The sequence below is a fragment of the Pedobacter sp. UYP30 genome, assembly GCF_040547165.1.
Lineage (GTDB): Bacteria > Bacteroidota > Bacteroidia > Sphingobacteriales > Sphingobacteriaceae > Pedobacter.
Window position 1 is genome coordinate 87,850 of sequence record NZ_JBEPPD010000008.1, and the last position, 18,880, is coordinate 106,729.

An 18,880-nucleotide genomic window follows, 5' to 3' on the forward strand; every position below is an offset into this window, starting at 1 on the left:
ACCAAATGTAACCAGAAAAATTAGCTAATGTTTTATTTGCTAATTTTGAAATCAGAAACGATTTGAAAATCTACGTCATATAGAATTGTTTTGCGAAAAAATTATGTCTCAAAATGCAGATTAAACCTTATCTACAAGAAATTGGCCTTACGATAAACGCCTTGGGTTAAGGCCGAGCACCAACCGATTAGCATATTATATTTGCTAGAAGCTTTTTTATAAATTTGGCTTTAATAGTAAAAGCAAAATGAAGCAAAAATTTTATTTTGATACATCGGTTTTCGGAGGTGTATATGACCAAGAGTTTGAAGAAGAAACACTGGTGCTTTTTGAAAGGGTTAAACTGGGGAAAATAATTTGTATGTTTTCTGATTTGACAGAAAGTGAATTAACAAAAGCTCCAGAAAAAGTGAGAACATACTTTAAAAACCTTCCAACAGATGCTATGGAGAGGGTATTAGTAACTCCCCAAATAATTGAACTTGCAACAAAATATATTGAGGAAAAGGTTGTCGGCTCCATTAGTTTTGATGATTGTTTACATGTTGCAACCGCTACTGTGAACAAAGCAGACATTTTAGTAAGTTGGAATTTTAAGCACATTGTAAATGTCTATCGAATTAGAGGTTACAATTCTGTAAATTTAAGAATGAATTATTTATCTTTAGAAATACGCTCACCAAAAGAACTTTTAGAATATGAAGACTAAAGATAAAAAAACGGAAAAAGACTTTGACACCGTAAAAACTTTTAGAAAAATCAAAGAATCAATTTCAAAAGAGTTGGAAGGAAAATCAACTGAACAAATTTTAGAATATTTAAAAATAAATAGTTTGCAATTACACATGGCAAAATAGAAGGCTCGGCTTCTTAGACATAAAAATGAGATAATTAAAATAGTTAAGGATTTAACAGAACGCTTTAACTCAGTTTAAACAATTAAAAGATTTGCAAAATTCTAGTGAAAATTACCCTTATCGCCATTGGCAAAACCGAAGACAAATACCTTATTGAAGGTATAGAAAAATATGTTAACCGGCTAAAGCACTACATTAACTTTAGTTTTATACAAATACCAGATGTAAAAAATGTAAAAAACCTTAGCGAAGCGCAACAAAAAGCAAAAGAAGCATTGTTGTTGGAAAAGCAGATAAGCAACAGCGATGTGGTGATGCTGTTAGATGAAAAAGGAAAAAAATATTCGTCGGTTAATTTTGCAAACTACTTAAACCAGCAAATGATTGGGAGTGTGCAACACGTTATTTTTATCATTGGTGGGTCTTATGGATTTGATGAAAACATTTACAAAAGAGCAAATGGCCTATTGTCCTTGTCAGACATGACGTTTTCGCACCAAATGATTAGACTTTTCTTCGTAGAACAATTGTATAGGGGATTTAGCATTTTAAAAGGCGAACCTTATCACCATGCTTAAATAGAAAGTTTTCCTGAATCTCTCAGCGCAAACAGGCCGTAATTTAGACTACCAAACTTTATACTGCCAAACTAGTAATAGTACGTTTTACACCAACCTTTTTTACAGCAGCTATTATGGCTTTCTTGTCATAACCGCATTCTTCCCACAATTGTGGCTGTTCGCCATGGTCTATAAACTTATCGGGTATGCCCAACCGCAACACATTTGCCGTATATCTATTATCGACCATAAATTCTAATATTGCCGATCCAATACCACCTTGCAACGTTCCGTCTTCTACGGTAATTACATTGCTATATTTCTTAAATACTTCATGCAGCATCGCCTCATCTAAGGGCTTTGCAAAACGCAAATCGTAATGTGCTGGATGAAATCCTTCTGTATTTAACTCCGCTCTTGCATCTGAGGCGAAATTGCCTACATGCCCAAACGTTAAAATTGCCACATCTTCGCCATCGCATATTTTCCTACCCTTTCCAATAGGCAAGGCTCTAAAAGGTCTTTTCCAATCGGCCATTGTACCATTGCCACGTGGATAACGAATTACAAATGGCCCCATGTTTTCCTGTTGTGCAGTGTACATCAAATTTCGCAACTCTTCTTCGTTCATCGGAGCCGAGACAATTAAATTTGGTATGCAACGCATAAAAGCGATATCATAAGCACCATGATGAGTTGCCCCATCTGCACCCGCCAACCCAGCCCTATCTAGGCAAAAAACCACATTAAATTTCTGGATGGCCACATCGTGAATAACTTGATCATACGCCCTTTGCATAAAACTAGAATAGATGTTGCAAAACGGAACCATTCCTTGAGCTGCAAGTCCGGCAGAAAAAGTTACCGCATGCTGCTCTGCAATGCCCACATCGAAAGCCCGCGTTGGCATAGCCTTCATCATAATATTTAACGAAGAACCTGAAGGCATAGCAGGTGTAATACCCACAATTTTGTCATTCGCTTCTGCAAGCTCTACCAAAGTATGCCCAAATACATCTTGGTATTTAGGTGGTTGCGGCTTATCTGAGATGCTTTTCTTTATCTCGCCAGTAATTTTATCAAACAAACCTGGTGCATGCCATTTGGTTTGTTCTTTTTCTGCCAAAGCGAACCCCTTACCTTTTACGGTAATAACATGTAATAATTTAGGCCCGGGGATAGCGGTAAGCTCTTTTATAGTAGCAGCCAATCGCTTTACATCGTGCCCATCAACTGGTCCAAAATATCTAAAATTTAGCGCTTCGAATAAGTTGCTCTGTTTTAGCAAAGTACCTTTTATGCTTTTTTCAATTTTCTTAACGTATTTATGTGCATTGGGGCCTAATTTTGATATTCCTGCCAACACGTTAGATATGTCGTCCCTAAATCTATTATAAGATTTAGATATGGTTATGCTGGTTAAATATTCCTTTAATGCACCAACATTCGGGTCGATGGACATACAATTATCGTTTAAAATAACCAACAAATTGCTGTTTTCTATGCCTGCGTGATTCAATCCCTCAAAAGCCATTCCGGCAGTCATCGCACCGTCGCCAATTACGGCCACATGTTGCCGATTTGTTTCGCCTTTAAGCTGCGAAGCAACCGCCATGCCCAATGCAGCAGAAATAGAGGTAGAAGAGTGGCCAACGCCAAAAGTATCGTATTCGCTTTCGCTGATTTTTGGAAAACCGCTAATGCCCTTGTAAATTCTATTTGTGTGAAAAAGATCGCGCCTGCCAGTAAGGATTTTATGCCCGTAAGCTTGGTGGCCAACATCCCAAACCAATTTATCGTAAGGTGTGTTTAAAATATAATGCAAAGCAACGGTAAGTTCTACTACACCTAGGCTGGCACCAAAATGGCCGCCATTTACGCTCACCACATCAATAATATATTGGCGAAGCTCTTGGCTAACCTGCTCTAAATCGGCTTCAGTAAGCTGTTTTAAATCAGTTGGGTAGTTAATGTTCGATAATAGTGGACCAGCCTGTACCTGCATTCAGTTTTAAATAGTGGAACTAGGGTACAAATTACGGCATTTTTGTTTGAAAAGGAAAAAATAATGCCGTTTTTTGAATGAAGTTGGAAAAACCTTTGCTCACCTATAGAAATCTCAGGGTATAGAAGCACTAGGTAATTGCCGACAACAAAATTAAAATGAGCGAATCGATACAAACAGGTTCTTTTGAGATTAAACTTCCGGTTTTCGAAGGACCGTTCGATCTGTTGCTTTTTTTTATAGAGCGAGATGAACTAAATATTCATGAGGTGGAGATTGCCAAAATAACTGCCGATTTCTTAGCCTACATCCACGAGCTTTTGGCCCTGAATGTGGAAATTGCCAGTGAATTTATTTTGGTTGCCGCCACGCTTATGCGGATAAAATCTAAAATGCTACTCCCTAGATTGGCACTAGAAACCGACGAAACAGGTATAGATACTGAAGAAGACCTTATTGCGAGATTAATCGCTTACAAACAATTTAAAGAGGCTGCAGAAAAACTTAAACAGTTCGAAGCAGACCGCTCCATGCAAGAAAAAAGGGGAAACATAGACACAGATCTAAAATACGCCTCAGAGTCTATGTCGCATCAAGATGAATTGCTTTCGTTAAATCTGTATAGGCTATTGGGTGTGTATAACCGTTGTATGCAAAAGCATGCCATACGTATAAAAGAAATTAAGCATACTGTAATACAATATCCATACACCATTGAACAGCAAAAATATGTGATCGCAAACTTGGTAAACATAAATAAGGAGCTAGATTTTGCATTGCTGGTTCGCAATTCGGAAAATAGAGTCCATTTTGTCTACAATTTTTTGGCAATTTTAGAAATGCTCCAACAACAGGTTTTAAATCTAAAGATGGGCACAGGATACAATAACTTTAAACTGTTCGAGGTTGAAGATTGAAGTTCAGGTCGAGGTGGAGCAATGACTGGGAGCAGGTGCGAGACTAGGAAGTTAGCGGTCGGGAATTGATATTTGGGCAGTCATTGAAAGCGCAATAAGAAAGTTTCGTAAATCGTTAATCTAAAATCGTAAATTAATTTGCTACTTTTGCACAAAAAACAGCCAGCAACATGAAACGTGATACCAAAATCTTCGACCTGATTGAAAAAGAATTAAACCGCCAAGAACACGGTTTAGAACTCATTGCATCAGAAAACTTTGTTAGTAAGCAGATTATGGAAGCTGCCGGATCTTGTTTAACCAACAAATACGCCGAAGGATTGCCCGGAAAGCGCTATTATGGTGGTTGCCAAGTGGTAGACGATGTAGAGCAAATTGCAATTGATAGAGCGAAAGAATTATTTGGCGCTGCATGGGTAAATGTACAGCCACACTCTGGCGCACAGGCAAACTCTGCAGTAATGTTGGCCGTTCTTGAAGCCGGAGATAAAATTTTGGGCTTCGACCTTTCTCATGGCGGTCACTTGACGCATGGATCACCAGTAAATTTTTCTGGCAAACTGTACAAACCATTCTTTTACGGCGTGGTAAAAGAAACGGGGTTAATCGACTATAAAAAACTGGAAGAAGTTGCCTTGGCCGAAAAACCAAAATTGATTATTTGCGGCGCTTCTGCTTATTCCAGAGAATGGGATTACAAATTTATACGTCAGGTTGCTGATAAAATCGGCGCATTGGTGTTGGCAGACATTTCGCATCCGGCGGGTTTAATTGCCAAAGGTTTGTTGGCTGATCCGCTTCCATATTGCCATATTGTAACAACAACTACGCATAAAACCTTACGCGGGCCGCGCGGTGGTATGATTATGATGGGTAAAGATTTCGAAAACCCATGGGGCTTAAAAACACCAAAGGGCGAGACTAGAATGATGAGCAATTTGTTGGATATGGGCGTTTTTCCAGGCACACAAGGTGGGCCTTTAGAACATATTATTGCGGCAAAAGCGATCGCTTTTGGCGAAGCATTGACCGATGAATATGGCGTTTATATAAAACAAGTTGCAGCAAATGCGCAGTCCATGGCTAAAGCGTTTGTAAATCGCGGGTATAAAATCATCTCTGGCGGCACAGACAACCATTTGATGTTGATTGATTTAAGAGGCAAAAACGTAACCGGTAAAGTTGCAGAACAAGCATTGGAAAAAGCAGACATTACCGTAAATAAAAACATGGTGCCTTTTGATGATAAATCGCCGTTTGTAACTTCAGGAATAAGAGTTGGTACCGCAGCCATTACTACAAGAGGTTTTAAAGAAACCGAAATGGATGAAATTGTTTCTCTAGTAGATAGGGTAATATCAGATCCTACTAATGAAACCGAAATTGAAAGTGTGAAACAAGAAGTGCTAAAATTAGCCGCTCGTTTTCCATTGTATAAGTAATATCGTCGTTCTTAACTCGTTTCAGTATCTGCCAGTTATTAATCCACTCACTACCGATTTTAAAGATGCCTAAACGAGTTCGGCATGATGTGCGAATCCGGAGAATCTTCAGCTAAAATCCACCAAGGCCAAATAATCACCATGGTGACTGACGCTCTGTGGACTTAACCCGTGATAATCAAAGTTTTTTGCGCTCCCACGATAAATATCGATTTTGCTTCGCTGCAAGTCTTTTAAATTTAAAGCGGCAATGCTGTGGACGTAGTTTGATGTAACAACAGTTTTTGTGAAAAAAGTTTCTTCATTGATGTTCACTTCGCCAATTTCTGTAGTTAATTCAGCAACATCACATAAAATGGCTCTAGGCTCGAAAGTTCTGATACCCGTTTGTCTGTTGTAGATTTTATACGCAGCTTCTTTTAAGCTCCATAATTTCCAAACGAGTTCATCTGGTTTGGGCGAACTTAAAATATAGGCCTGCTCTGCATCGCAGAAGATTTTATTCAGATAACCCTTCCTTCGCCAATTGCTCTGGATTTTTGCTAGTTTCAGATCGACAATGTCGTTACCCAGCATTTTTCTCTGCAATTTTCTGTTCTATAATTTCTTCGGTAGCCTTTACATTAAGCATTTTGGCCATAGAATCATTATCAATCTCAATTCCGAATTTCTCCTCAATATCCAAAATAATATCGACCAAGTTGGCAGAATTGATTTTTAGATCAGCAAGAAAATCGGTGTTTTCATTGATGTGTTCAACGGCATTTTTATCATCAGCATAAGGCGTGACAATTTCCTTTAGCGTTGTCAATAATTCTACTCTATCCATTTGGGTATTTCTTTAAAATTAAACAGGCATTTACGTCGCCAAATCCAAAACTAGCTTTCGCTAAGATAGAGAAATCTTTTTTTATCATTTGTTGCGGTATTTTTCCTGCATCAATCAAATCAGTAATCTCTGGATGCAAATCTTCGCAGTTGATGTTGGGGAAAATAAATCCCTCGTACAGTTGCAGCACGGAGGCCACGCACTCTATGCTTCCTGCACCGCTAATACAATGTCCAATCATCCCTTTTATAGAATTAATAAAAGGGAAGTTATCCTTGTATCTTCCTAATGCTTGCTTCCAGTTTAGCACCTCAAGGCCATCTTTTGCGGTTGCGGTTAGATGTCCATTGATTACTTCTACATCTTTTGCAAAGGTATTTGCACTTTCTAGCGCTTTTGTGATACAGCGTTTTACAGCAACAGAATTTGGAGCAGTCATTGTGCCACTACCTCGCTGTCCGCCAGAATTTACATGGCCGCCTAACACTTCCCCATATATTTTTGCACCTCGCTCTAGCGCGGTTTCTAAATCTTCTAAAACCAAGGCGCCCGCTCCAGCACCGGGCACAAAACCACTCGCTGTAGCGCTAAATGGCCTACTCGCTTTTTCGGGATTATCATTAAATTGATAAGGACAAATCTTCATGGCGTCAAAGCCACCCCAAATGTATGGCCCACTATCGCTGGTGCTGCCAGCTAAAATTCTTGTTGCTGTGCCAAGTTTAATGCGTTCATAAGCCATTATTACGCTTTCTGTCCCTGTAGCGCAGGCTGAGGAATTTGTAGAAATTTGATTTCCTAATCCAATTTTTCCAGCAATAAACGCGCTTACTGCACCATTCATTACCTGGCCAACCACAGAACTACCAATTTTTCTTACTTCAAGCGCATCGATTTTATTCATCGCCCACCTAAACTTATCAATACCAGAAGTGCCTGTTCCGAATGAAATACCACAATCCCAAAAAGGTTCATCCGCAGCAGCGAAATTTAAACCTGCATCCGCCCAAGCGTCTAAAGCGGCAATTACGCCGTAAACAATGCCTGTAGCATCTAGATTGCGTATTTCTAACGCATTAAAATATTCAGCTATTCGCGCATCGCTGAGTTCTGGTTTGCCTGCAATCTGACAAGAAAAACCAAGGGCAGCCAAATCTGGCTGATGGCGAATACCAGAAATGCCATGTTTTAGGGCGTTGTTAAAGTCTGCCAACGTTGTGCCGTTCGGCGAAATAACTCCCAAACCAGTAATAACCACTCTCCTTTCCATCTACTTTACTAAAATCATTCCGGCAATTTCGCCTTTGCACAAAACTTGTCCGCTTGCGTTTTCCATGCGCACTTTACATTTAAGTTTATTAAATCTAAAATAGACTTTTTCGCTGATAACTTTTACTTTCTCATTTGGATAGACTGGTTTCAAAAAATCGACCGAGCTGTTTGTCATCCCAATCGACAAAGCAGCAGCGCTTTGCGTACCTAATAAAAATATACCAAGACACACGACACCAATCTGCGCCATGGTTTCTGTTAAGATAACCGCAGGCGTAACCGGATGATTTTTAAAATGTCCTTTATAAAAGTCTGCTTCCGCCAAATAAGTGTAGCTGCCCACAACACCGTTTTCATCAACCGACGCCAATTCATCAACAAATAAAAAAGGCGCTGAATAAGGAAGTGCTTTTAAAATCTCATCGAAACTCATATTACCATTGCAATAATACCCGTTGGGCAGAAAATCCTGGGCCAAAACTAAGCATCAAACCTTTTTCTCCCTTTGCTGGATGTCTGTCCATAAATCTTTCCAACACATACAAAACCGTAGCGCTGCTCATGTTGCCAAATAACCTCAATACTTCTTTGGTATCATCTATGTTTTTACCCAGTTCACCAAAAAGTCCTTCCACCATTTGCACTATTTTTTTTCCTCCGGGATGAAAAATAAGGTGGTCGATGTCTTTGATGCTAAGATTATTTTTCGCCAAAAAGGGATGAAGAATATCTGGGAAATGCGCTTCAATGGTTTCTGGCACGGCCACATCCAACACCATTTTTAAACCTGTATTGGTCATTTTAAAACCCATCATTTCCTCGGCATCGTAAAAATGGTACATTTCTTCGGCTATAATTTCTGGCCCTTCATCATCGTTATGCGAACTTAACAACACGCAGGCCGCGCCGTCTCCAAAAATCGCGGCGCTTACAATATTGGCCATAGAAAAATCATTGAGCTGGAAAGTTGCTGTTGGAGATTCTACCGCGATGACTGCAGCACGTTTGCCCGGATTTGCCTTTAAAAAATTCTTGGCATAAATAATGCCCGAAACTCCTGCAGCACAACCCATTTCTGTAACAGGAAGCCTCACCACATCTTGCCTCAGTTTTAAGTTGTTAATTAAATAGGCATCCAAAGATGGAATCATAATCCCAGTACAACTTACCGTAATTAGAAAATCGATGTCGGTAGGTTTCCAATCGGCTTTTTTAAGCGCATCAGTCAAGCAGGCTGTGCCCAATTTTATCCCTTCGCTAATATAATTGTCGTTTCTTTCCTGAAAACTCAAATTGCTAAAAACAGCTGCAGGATCCATAAAAGCATATCTCTTATCTACCGCAGCGCCTTCGAAAATCTTCTTTACCTTTCGTCTAAAACGTTCGTCTTGTCCATGCAGCCAAACATCTAAAAAAGGTAAAATATCGGCTGTTTCGCGACTGAACTCGGGTAGGGCTTTGGCAACCGTCTTTATCTTTACGCTATTGGTGCTCTTCATACTTTTGCTGTGTTTATAATCCACTGGTAACGAAATGCCCACTTCCAGTTTATGGTAATTTTTTTTAATTGAAGCTTTTTAGAGTAGCGCTGCAAATCTTCTCTTTTAAAACCACGCAAAATAGACGTCAACCCATCTTGTTTAGACATTCGATTTAAAGCAAACACATAGCAAAGCGCCGTAAATAATCGGTATGCTGTAGCGCTTCTCTGCAAATCATTTACAACCAAACCCATTCTGGCTGAACCTTTATAGTAGGCCAACAGTTTAACAATATCTTCATCAACAAAATGGTGCAAGGTTAATGTTAGAAGTACGATATCGCAGCTGATTGGGTTTTCTAAATGATTAAAAACGTCTTTACATTGGTAACTGATATTCTTAAAATCTTTAGAAAGACTTTCGGCATGTGCCACGGTAAAACTATTGGCATCTATACCCACAAGCTCGAAATCTAGGTTTTTTTTCTTAGCATAATTAGCAAGAGCACGAAGCATATCGCCGTTTCCGCAACCTACATCTATAATTTTAATCGGCTGTTTGTTGTTCTTTCCTACCAGTTTTTCAACACCTGCTAAAGTTACTTTGTTTCCGCCTAAAAACTGGTTTATACTTGCAATTTTATCTAAAGCATCTCTTAATTCTTCGCCCTCTAGGGCAAAATCGTCCATAATCTCTTCATCTTTACTTCTAACCTTCGTATTTATCGCCATAAATTGGTATTGGTTTACCGTGTGTTTTTTTGATAATTTGTTTTAACAGAAATGGAAAATGTGCCAAGCCAGACAATAAAAAATTTGCTGCGATTGGGTTGCTCAAGATTCCCGAAATAAGACGGCCAACTTTAATTCTAAAGCCAAAAGCTTTATTCCATTTCTGGCTGTAAAGATTTTCCAATCTCCTTCTCGCTTTAATTTCGCCCTTTGTAAACGCTCCAATTAGTTCGCTTGCAATTTTTGCGCTGTGTATGGCCATTGCCATTCCATTACCGCATAGCGGATGGATAAGACCCGCCGTATCGCCAATCATCAACACATGATTTTCTACGCTTCTTTTATCGCTAAAAGAAACTTGGCTAATGGTAATTGGCTCCTCAAAAACAATGGTGCTTTTATCTAAAATCTGTTTTAAATGCGGATTTTTCTTGAGCACGTGCTCTTGATAAGCGTCGATGTTCTTGTGTTTTTTAAAGCTGTTGTAATTGGCGAGATAACAAATATTGATAAGATTATTCTCTACTTTAGAAACGCCGCAATAACCGCCGTCAAAATTATGAAGCGCAACCAAGTCACTTTCAAAAGAACCGTGATAATGTGCTTTTACAGCTAAAAACGGGGCTTTCTGTTTGATAAATGCTCGTTCCATTTTTAGATCGAGATTGGCGCGCTTGCCAAAAGCACCCAATACGTGCCTGGCAATCAGTTTTTTGCCTGAAAGCGTGGCTATTGTAAACTGGTCTTCGCCAAAAGTAATCTCTTCGACAGTATCTTTCATGACGGAAACTCCCCTCGAAGATAACTGCTGATACAGAAAATGGTCTAACGCGAATCTACTGATGCCAAATCCGCCTTGCGGCAAACTGCAAGTGGCAATCCTTCCCTTTGTGGTGCTTATCTGAAATTTGTTTATCGAGGTAGGATGGAGTGTCGAAATATCTAAGTCAAGCCATTTTAGATAGGGCAATACCTCGTTGGAGATGTACTCGCCACATACTTTGTGCTGCGGATATGCTCCTTTTTCTATCACCGTTACGCCTATGCCAAGTTTATTAAGATGCAGCGCAGAAGTTAAGCCGGCAAGGCCGCCCCCAACTACCACAACTGTAAAATCGACTGACATATTTACTTCGGCGTTAAAGAGCATTAGAAAGCGTTAAGCGTTGATAACAAGATTTTGCTCCATATTGTTTAAATTTAACCAAAATTATACAAAACCATTCGCCTTCGGGCAGTTTAAGCCATTTATGGAGAATTTTGCCCACATAAAAACAGTAATTGGAATTATTTTGGGATTGAGCATTACTCATTCTCTTAAAGGTGCGATTAAAATTATAGAACACCCCACAAAAATTAAACCCTATTGGGTGCAATTACTTTGGGGTTTTTACATGTTTCTATCTACGGTTTATTTTTGGTGGTTCGAAATACATCTCTCGGAGGTGACCGATTGGACTTTTTTCAAATACCTGTTTATCATTACCTACACCATAATCTATTACATTTTAGCGGTAATGTTATTTCCAGAAGATACAAGCGATTATAAGGACTATAAAAATTATTTTTTTTATCGGAAAAGATGGTTTTTTGCATTTCTGGCGGCTTTGTTTGTGTTCGATTTTTTCGACACCTATATAAAAGGGGCAAACTATATGGCGCGTATTGAAGTGCCTTATCTTGTTAGAGGTGTTTTGCATATTTCTCTTTGCCTTGTTGCGATGAAGTCTAACAAAAAAACCGTTCAAGCCGCAGTGGTAATTATATTTCTCATCTATCAGATTGCTTGGATCTGCACGTACTATTTGAACGGTTAAAGCGATGCAACTTCTAAACAAGCTACGGATTTTACTGCTGCCATTTTCCTTCGTGTATTGGCTAATAATTGTTATTAGAAATAAGTGCTATGATTGGGAAATATTAAAAAGCGAGCGATTCGACTTCCCCATCATTTGTGTGGGTAATTTAGCCGTTGGCGGTTCTGGAAAAACGCCCACTACAGAATATTTAATCAGATTGCTAAAAGGCTATAGAATCGCAACATTAAGTCGTGGTTATGGCAGAAAAACGAAAGGCTTTTTTGTTGCTGATGACCACTCGACGGCAGAAACCATAGGCGATGAGCCCTTACAATACTTCCACAAATTTAAGCACATTACCGTTGCTGTTTCAGAAGATAGAGTAGAAGGAGTTAAAAAATTAATGGATAGCCACGACCTAATTATTTTAGACGATGCCTTTCAGCATAGACGTATTAGGGCTGGTTTAAATATATTATTGTTCGAGTTTTCTAAGTTAAGAAGAAACCAATTTATGTTGCCGGCCGGTAATTTAAGAGATGTCTTTTCTTCGCGAAAGCGAGCGGACATTTTGATGGTGAGCAAAACGCCAAAACAGGCCTCCGATACCGAAAAGCAAAAAGATGTAGACATATTAAAGGATAACAAAAAAGCGGTTGTGCATTCTTTTTTACAATACGGGCAGTTAATCCCGGTTTATCATGGAGAAAACAAACCATTGGCATCTGTAAGTAACGCTGATGTATTTTTGTTGACGGGCATTGCAAACCCACAACCGCTGATCAGCGAGTTAACAGAGCATGGCGCTCGTCTTCATCTTTACCAATACCCAGACCATCATACCTTTAGTCCTAAAGAAATAGAAAAATTAGCAACAGATTTTATCGCGTTAGCAACAGAAAAAAAACTAATTATTACAACAGAAAAGGATTGTCAACGTTTAAAAACCGTTGCATTCAAAAATTTACTGGTAAATTCGCCAGCATATTATATACCGATAGAAATAGATTTGCTTGCCGCAGATAAAGGTATATTTGATGAAACTATTTTACAATATGTTAAGAGCCATACAAGAAACCGTTGAATACATTAGGATAAAGACCGAAAATTTTAAACCTGAAGTGGGGATTATTTTAGGTACTGGTTTGGGAGATTTGGTAAACAGCATTGAGATAAAATATCAGCTGATGTACTCAAACATCCCAAATTTTCCGATTTCTACGCTGGAGTTTCATAGCGGAAAATTGATTTTTGGGACATTAAATGGAAAGAACATTGTGGCGATGCAAGGTAGATTGCATTATTACGAGGGCTATAGCATGCAACAAATTACTTTCCCAATTAGAGTGATGAAAGGCCTAGGGATAGAAAACTTATTTGTTTCAAATGCCGCGGGTTCGTTAAATCCAAATTTTAAAAAAGGCGACTTGATGATTATCTCAGACCACATCAATCTGCAGCCAGATAATCCTCTGCGCGGTTTAAATGAAAGCGAACTTGGTCCAAGGTTTCCAGATATGAGTGAGCCGTATAAGCGCAGCATTATCAAAAAAGCCATAACAGTAGCTAAAAATGTAGATGTGGTTTGCCATAAAGGTGTTTATGTAGCAGTAACGGGGCCAAATTTAGAAACCAAGGCAGAATATAAATATTTACGGTTAATTGGCGCCGACGCTGTAGGCATGAGTACCGTACCAGAAGTAATTGTTGCAAACCACGCGGGCATCCCTGTTTTTGCGCTTTCTGTACTTACTGACGAGGGCTTTGCAGAAGATTTACAACCTTTTAGTTTAACCGATATTTTGGCGACGGCAGCCAAGGCAGAACCCAAAATGACCGAGATTTTAACCCGCCTAATTGCAACACTTTAATATGCGTCACTTTCTTAAATTTTGCTTGTTTTTGCTTTTCTGTAGTGCTTTTAGCAAGGCATTTGCGCAAGATTTAAAAACCTCTATAAACGACAAAACAGCTCAAGATTCGCTAAGGAAGAAGCTAGATGCAGGTAAAGATTCCATTGTTTTCAACTCCAAATACATTCGTTTTACAAAACTAGCTCTCACCAAAGACAGTGTGATATTGCTTCCACTGGATACCTCTTTGTTAAATGTGCAGAATTTTAGCCCGCTGCTACAACCAGAGCACCCGACCATAAGCAATGGAAATTTAGGTCTTGCAGCCGCCCCTTTACTTTATGAACCCAGCAAAAGAATTGGCTATGATATTGGTTTTCATGCCTTAGACTATTATGCCGTAACACCTGAAGACATTAAGTTCTACGAAGCTAGAACGCAGTTTACCAACCTCTATTTTGTAACCGCAGGCCAAAAAGAACAGGTATTTAAAGGCACGCACAGCCAAAACATCAACAAAAATTTAAACATTGGTTTTAACTTTAATAGGGCCGATAACCAAGGAGTTTATGCAAAACAACGCGGCGATAATTTAAATATAGATTTATTTTCTTGGTACAGGTCTCCGAGCAAACGGTACAATTTATGGGCAACTGTAATTTTTAACACCATGCGGGCGTACGAGAATGGATCTTTGGTGCAAACAGATATTTTTGACCCTGGATATAGCAAAATAAGCAGAGATGCAGAGCAGATTAAGCTCAAAACTGCACAAAACCTTTATAGAAAAAACACCGTTTTTTTAAAGCAAACTTATTATGTGGGTAGGATAGATTCTGCCGCCAATGACGATGATGCCGCATTGCCCACCAACAAAATTGCCTATACCATTTCTTATAACAACGACAGTTACAGTTTTAGCAAAAATGAAGATGATCCGTATAATGTGCTGCCAACAGGAATCGCTAGCCCAATGTTTACCAAAGATTCTACACATGTGCAACATTTAGGCAACGAATTTATCTACAGCTTTTTTTTACGAGGCAAAAATAAGTCGGTTGTAAAAAACGAGCTAAAAATAGACGCTGGTATTAGGCACGATTTTTACAAGCAAAAATATGCCGGGTTTAAAGATGAAAGGAGCACCTACGAGTCGAGCGAGATGACCTACCAAAACATTACGTTGCTAGGCGCAGGTGGCTATCGATTTAGTGACAATATAGATTTAAATTTAAATGTACAGCAAATTTTGCAGGGCGAGAACACTGGCGATTATCTGTATGAGGCTAAAAGCAAGATTTTACTAAGTAAATCGGTTGGACGTATCGAGTTGGGTGCTTATGCCCAAAATCAATCTCCCGCAAGGTTATTTAACTATTACCATGGCAACCATTATAAATGGGGCTATAACAATTTTCAGAACACCAAAGTTGCCAATGCATCTTTTAAATATGTAAATGATAAATTGGCATTTAGCGCCGGCGCAAATTATTTCCTCACAAGTAATTACCTCTATTTTGCCGCAGACACTGCAAACCAAAGTAACGCCATTTTACCCAAACAGGCAGGTGCAGACATTAGCCTGATCAGGATAGAAGTAAGTAAGAAATGGCGTTTCGGAAGCTTTGTGCTGGAGAATTTTTTAGCCTACCAAAAAACAGATCAGAAAAATATTTTAAGAACGCCCGAGTTTTACACCTACAATAGTTTTTATTTGGATAAAACCTTGTTTAAGGTATTAAAGACAAACGTTGGCTTCGATGTTCGATACAATACCGCTTACGCCAATTACTCCTACTCGCCGGCTACGGCACAATATTACGTTGGAGAAAATACCGTTTTTAAAACCACACCAGTAGTTGACGTTTTTGCAAAAGCCAATTTGAAGAGAACAAATCTCTTTTTAAAATACAGCTACGCCAATCAGGGTTATCCATTAACTGGCTATTACACGGTAAACCGCTACCCGATGCAAGATTCTATGTTGAAGTTTGGCGTAAGCTGGAACTTTTACGATTAAGTTAAGTTTTAACACTGCCCATTAAGTTTTTGGTATTTTTCGTGCGCTAACGACAAAAGCGATACACTTTTGTTGAACCGAAGGGTGCAATAAAGATTTAGTCCCGCACCTGCGGGATGTAAAGGCGCCCAAATTCTAATTGGTATTTCACTCGTAAATAACGCACAAAAAAGCCGTTCCAGAAATATTTCTGGAACGGCTTAGTATTTAAACCACGCTCGTTATATTACAAAGAATAGCTTAAATAAAAGCCTAGCACCCTATTGGTTAATTTACCGTTATCGGTTCTGTTGTCTTTAGGCACTAAGTTGGTTAAGCCCAAGCCGTAGTTGGCTCCGAAACCCAAACCGCTATTCAATCTATAGCCAAGGCCAAAGTTAGCGCCAAAATCTGTACTGCTCAAGTTATCGTCTTTGCTGTTGCCAAATTTCAAATCGGTATTTGAACTACCCTGATTGTCTCCTGATGTAACGTCCACTTTACTTTTTCCAGAAATGTTAAAGCCAACATAAGGACCAGCGGAGATAAGCACAGCGCCAGCATCACCAGTTGGAATTCTGTAAACTGCATTAATAGGCACCTCAATAGCCATAACATTGGTCGTATTTGTACCAGTAACAGAATTTTCTCCAAGATCGAAAGTACCTTCGATTTTTGTGCCTTTATTTTGCAAAGAAATTCCTGGCTGAATAAAGAAATTGTTAGCTACTCCAAAATCTCCATAACCAGTAACATTGAATCCCACATTGTCCTTTGTGTTGTTATTAATAATGCCAGAATTTGTGCCAGAATAATATAGCCGAGATAGATTTACTCCGGCTTTTAATCCAAATCTTGCGCTAGAACCACTCATGGTATTTTGTGCAAATGCACCTGTAGTAAACAATAACGCTGCTGCACCGATCATCAATTTTTTCATGATATAATTTTTAAATTCAACTCTTTAACGGGTGTCGGGAAATTCCAACCCACAATCGTCGCTCCTTTTTCAAAAGCCGTGCCAATATCCAAACAGCATCCTATTCACCTACTTAATTTACTATAAAACAGTCTACTTACAAACACTGTAGACCAAAATGAGGTAGATGTTTTTTTTGGGTAGGTTTTCTGCTAATTGTAGCTAACACTATTAAGTTGTAGAAGAGCCAATACTAGCCGTGTCTTTTTTGAGGATAGGTTTTAGGTCTTTTGTGGCTTTTTCTTAGCAGCTGGGAAGAGCACATTATTTAATATTAGCCTGTAGCCAGGCGAATTTGGGTGCAGGCTTAAGTCTGTGGGTGGATCGCCAATGGCGTGTTGATAATCTTCTGGATCGTGGCCTCCATAAAAAGTAAATTGCCCTTTTCCTATTTCCCCATGTAAATAGCGCACCTCATCTGCCCCTTTATTTTCGCCCAAAATGGTAATGCTTGGTTTTATAAGTTCTTTTCTAAAAGCCGTTGTTTGGCCCATAAATCCCTTAATTACCTTTTCATTATTTTGTGTGAGCATGGTTGGCACCAGGTCCCATTTGGCAGAAAAATCGAACAGCGTAAAATAATCCTCCGATTCCGTTAGCGAACGGGTTTGGGTTACATCTATGTTGGAAAACTCATAGTCGCTAGGGTTGGTATTTAACTTAAAATTTTGGAAAGCTAAGGTCTTGCTAAAATCAAGTTTAGATTGCGCATTTGGGTCTGCCCCATCACCATCGAACATCGAAGCACAAATATCTACTCCGTCGGCAGCTAAGGCTATATCAAACGTATCGGTACCAGAACACATGGCAAACAGAAATCCTCCGCCCACGCAATATTCCTTTATGTGTTTTGCAACGGCCAACTTCATTTCAGAAACCTTCTTAAAACCCATTTTCTTTGCCAACGCTTCTTGGGTCTTCACATCATTTTGGTACCAACTTGCATACTTAAATGCCGACCAAAAACGGCCGTACTGCCCAGTAAAATCTTCGTGATGCAGGTGTAGCCAATCGTATTTGCTTAGTTTATCCTGTAAAATATCGTCGTCATAAACAATGTCGTAGGGAATTTCGGCATAAGTTAACACCAAGGTTACGGCATCGTCCCAGGGTAATTTACTTTTGGGCGAATACACAGCAATTTTAGGCGCTTTCTCCAATTTTACCATCTCCATATTTACAGAGGGATCGCTGATTTCATTTAATAAGTTTACCACCTTCCCATCTGGCAAAATATCATAAGAAACGCCTCTTATTTTGCATTCGTTTTCTATTTGCTGATTGTATTTAATCAAAAAACTGCCTCCTCTGTAGTTTAACAGCCAATCTACATCGGCATGTTTGGTAATGCTCCAATAAGCAATTCCATAAGCTTTTAAATCGTTTTTTTGATCCTCATCCATATAGATAAGAATAGAAGAAGCCCTGGCAGCCAAACTACACACCACACAGCAAAGAAGAAGAAAAGATTTTTTTAGAAGGAACATGGGCTTAAAACACTAAATTACCATATTTTAACGGCTTGCTGAAATTTGTGGTATCATTGTGTGATAAATTTTATTAATTTTGACGATTACTTCAGTCCACGTGAGTTTTAACGGGAGATGAATTTTATTTTTTAACAGCAGCAACAATGAGTAAAGCAATTATAAAGACCGATAAAGGCGACATGACCGTAGAATTTTTTGAGCAAGATGCTCCAAAAGCGGTAGCAAATTTTAAGAAACTGGCTAACGAAGGCTTTTATAACGGTGTAAGTTTTCACAGGGTAATTCCTAATTTCATGGTTCAAACTGGAGACCCAAACACAAAAGACCCATCTAAAGCGCATTTAGCTGGAACGGGTGGCCCGGGTTACAAAATCGATTGTGAGCTAGACGGCGAGAATCAATACCATGATAGAGGCGTTCTTTCTATGGCACATGCTGGAAGAAACACTGGTGGCTCGCAATTTTTTATCTGCCACAGCAGAGAAAACACCGCACATTTAGATAGAAACCATACTGTTTTTGGCAAGGTGGTAGAAAATGTAGATGTGGTAGACGATGTACGCCAAGGTGATAAAATTAACAGCATAGAAATTATAGATTAAGTTTCGAATGATGAATTGGATTTGACTGTTGGGTGTTCTCAACCGTTAAAGTTCGTTATTTGAT

General features: G+C 39.0%; 20 protein-coding genes. 10 read left to right on the plus strand and 10 right to left on the minus strand.

Translation table 11 applies throughout. The annotated features are described in order from the left end of the window. Nucleotides 1-247 precede the first annotated feature (247 nt). From ABIB40_RS10910 to rlmH, 3 genes are all read left to right on the plus strand, one after another. Nucleotides 248-709, plus strand: a complete 462-nt coding sequence (locus tag ABIB40_RS10910) for a PIN domain-containing protein (RefSeq protein WP_354358922.1) — start codon at nucleotides 248-250, stop codon at nucleotides 707-709. After that, nucleotides 699-857 carry a hypothetical protein gene (locus tag ABIB40_RS10915; RefSeq protein WP_354358924.1) on the plus strand — a complete coding sequence of 53 codons (159 nt, stop codon included), beginning with the start codon at nucleotides 699-701 and terminating at the stop codon, nucleotides 855-857. The genes ABIB40_RS10910 and ABIB40_RS10915 overlap by 11 nt, the downstream gene beginning before the upstream one ends. A 104-nt stretch (nucleotides 858-961) precedes the next feature. Next, nucleotides 962-1,435 carry a 23S rRNA (pseudouridine(1915)-N(3))-methyltransferase RlmH gene (gene rlmH / locus ABIB40_RS10920; RefSeq protein ID WP_354358926.1) on the plus strand — a complete coding sequence of 158 codons (474 nt, stop codon included), beginning with the start codon at nucleotides 962-964 and terminating at the stop codon, nucleotides 1,433-1,435. Nucleotides 1,436-1,493: 58 nt separating this feature from the next. On the opposite strand, the gene dxs is transcribed toward rlmH, so the two are convergent. Next, a complete protein-coding gene (dxs, locus tag ABIB40_RS10925; RefSeq protein WP_354358928.1) occupies nucleotides 1,494-3,422 on the minus strand; it encodes a 1-deoxy-D-xylulose-5-phosphate synthase in 1,929 nt (642 codons plus the stop codon). Nucleotides 3,423-3,580: 158 nt separating this feature from the next. Here dxs and ABIB40_RS10930 point away from each other — a divergent pair, with 158 nt between their 5' ends. Continuing rightward, entirely contained in the window at nucleotides 3,581-4,339 is a 759-nt protein-coding gene (locus ABIB40_RS10930) for a segregation and condensation protein A (RefSeq protein ID WP_354358930.1), read from the plus strand. Nucleotides 4,340-4,509: 170 nt separating this feature from the next. Next, on the plus strand, nucleotides 4,510-5,781 hold the full coding sequence (gene glyA / locus ABIB40_RS10935) for a serine hydroxymethyltransferase (protein WP_354358932.1): 1,272 nt from the start codon (nucleotides 4,510-4,512) through the stop codon (nucleotides 5,779-5,781). Nucleotides 5,782-5,889: 108 nt separating this feature from the next. Here the strand turns inward: glyA and ABIB40_RS10940 are convergent, their stop codons facing one another. From ABIB40_RS10940 to ABIB40_RS10970, 7 genes are read right to left on the minus strand one after another with little or no spacing between them, the layout of a single operon-like run. Further along, complete coding sequence (locus ABIB40_RS10940) at nucleotides 5,890-6,357, minus strand: 4'-phosphopantetheinyl transferase family protein (RefSeq protein WP_354358934.1); 468 nt, start codon at nucleotides 6,355-6,357, stop codon at nucleotides 5,890-5,892. Further along, nucleotides 6,347-6,610, minus strand: coding sequence for an acyl carrier protein (locus ABIB40_RS10945; RefSeq protein ID WP_354358936.1), 264 nt, complete (start codon nucleotides 6,608-6,610; stop codon nucleotides 6,347-6,349). Before ABIB40_RS10945 ends, ABIB40_RS10940 begins: the two co-directional genes overlap by 11 nt. Continuing rightward, nucleotides 6,603-7,880, minus strand: coding sequence for a beta-ketoacyl-[acyl-carrier-protein] synthase family protein (locus ABIB40_RS10950; protein WP_354358938.1), 1,278 nt, complete (start codon nucleotides 7,878-7,880; stop codon nucleotides 6,603-6,605). The genes ABIB40_RS10945 and ABIB40_RS10950 overlap by 8 nt, the downstream gene beginning before the upstream one ends. Beyond that, the gene (locus ABIB40_RS10955; RefSeq protein ID WP_354358940.1) at nucleotides 7,881-8,315 is read right to left on the minus strand and encodes a 3-hydroxyacyl-ACP dehydratase FabZ family protein; all 435 of its coding nucleotides are present in this window, start codon (nucleotides 8,313-8,315) and stop codon (nucleotides 7,881-7,883) included. It lies immediately after the preceding gene. Between the two features lies 1 nt (nucleotide 8,316). Beyond that, nucleotides 8,317-9,381: a type III polyketide synthase gene (locus ABIB40_RS10960; protein WP_354358942.1), complete on the minus strand. Its 1,065-nt coding sequence runs from the start codon at nucleotides 9,379-9,381 to the stop codon at nucleotides 8,317-8,319. Continuing rightward, nucleotides 9,378-10,094, minus strand: coding sequence for a methyltransferase domain-containing protein (locus ABIB40_RS10965; protein ID WP_354358944.1), 717 nt, complete (start codon nucleotides 10,092-10,094; stop codon nucleotides 9,378-9,380). The genes ABIB40_RS10960 and ABIB40_RS10965 overlap by 4 nt, the downstream gene beginning before the upstream one ends. After that, nucleotides 10,072-11,244 (minus strand): NAD(P)/FAD-dependent oxidoreductase, encoded by a 1,173-nt coding sequence (locus ABIB40_RS10970; RefSeq protein WP_354358946.1) that lies wholly within the window; start codon nucleotides 11,242-11,244, stop codon nucleotides 10,072-10,074. The genes ABIB40_RS10965 and ABIB40_RS10970 overlap by 23 nt, the downstream gene beginning before the upstream one ends. Nucleotides 11,245-11,344: 100 nt before the next feature. Here ABIB40_RS10970 and ABIB40_RS10975 point away from each other — a divergent pair, with 100 nt between their 5' ends. Genes ABIB40_RS10975 through ABIB40_RS10990 form a run of 4 tightly spaced genes read left to right on the plus strand, consistent with a single transcriptional unit; the run spans nucleotide 11,345 to nucleotide 15,766 of the window. Further along, nucleotides 11,345-11,911 carry a hypothetical protein gene (locus ABIB40_RS10975; RefSeq protein WP_354358948.1) on the plus strand — a complete coding sequence of 189 codons (567 nt, stop codon included), beginning with the start codon at nucleotides 11,345-11,347 and terminating at the stop codon, nucleotides 11,909-11,911. A gap of 4 nt (nucleotides 11,912-11,915) precedes the next feature. Further along, the gene (lpxK, locus tag ABIB40_RS10980; RefSeq protein ID WP_354358950.1) at nucleotides 11,916-12,977 is read left to right on the plus strand and encodes a tetraacyldisaccharide 4'-kinase; all 1,062 of its coding nucleotides are present in this window, start codon (nucleotides 11,916-11,918) and stop codon (nucleotides 12,975-12,977) included. After that, a complete protein-coding gene (locus tag ABIB40_RS10985) occupies nucleotides 12,949-13,764 on the plus strand; it encodes a purine-nucleoside phosphorylase (protein ID WP_354358952.1) in 816 nt (271 codons plus the stop codon). The genes lpxK and ABIB40_RS10985 overlap by 29 nt, the downstream gene beginning before the upstream one ends. Nucleotide 13,765: 1 nt before the next feature. Then, entirely contained in the window at nucleotides 13,766-15,766 is a 2,001-nt protein-coding gene (locus ABIB40_RS10990; RefSeq protein WP_354358954.1) for a putative porin, read from the plus strand. A gap of 226 nt (nucleotides 15,767-15,992) precedes the next feature. Here the strand turns inward: ABIB40_RS10990 and ABIB40_RS10995 are convergent, their stop codons facing one another. Both ABIB40_RS10995 and ABIB40_RS11000 read right to left on the minus strand, forming a co-directional pair. Next, nucleotides 15,993-16,685 carry a porin family protein gene (locus ABIB40_RS10995; RefSeq protein WP_354358956.1) on the minus strand — a complete coding sequence of 231 codons (693 nt, stop codon included), beginning with the start codon at nucleotides 16,683-16,685 and terminating at the stop codon, nucleotides 15,993-15,995. Between the two features lie 260 nt (nucleotides 16,686-16,945). Next, nucleotides 16,946-18,211 (minus strand): asparagine synthetase B, encoded by a 1,266-nt coding sequence (locus tag ABIB40_RS11000; protein ID WP_502931059.1) that lies wholly within the window; start codon nucleotides 18,209-18,211, stop codon nucleotides 16,946-16,948. Nucleotides 18,212-18,357: 146 nt separating this feature from the next. Between ABIB40_RS11000 and ABIB40_RS11005 the strand changes: the two genes are divergently transcribed. Continuing rightward, nucleotides 18,358-18,816: a peptidylprolyl isomerase gene (locus ABIB40_RS11005; RefSeq protein ID WP_354358958.1), complete on the plus strand. Its 459-nt coding sequence runs from the start codon at nucleotides 18,358-18,360 to the stop codon at nucleotides 18,814-18,816. Nucleotides 18,817-18,880 lie beyond the last annotated feature (64 nt).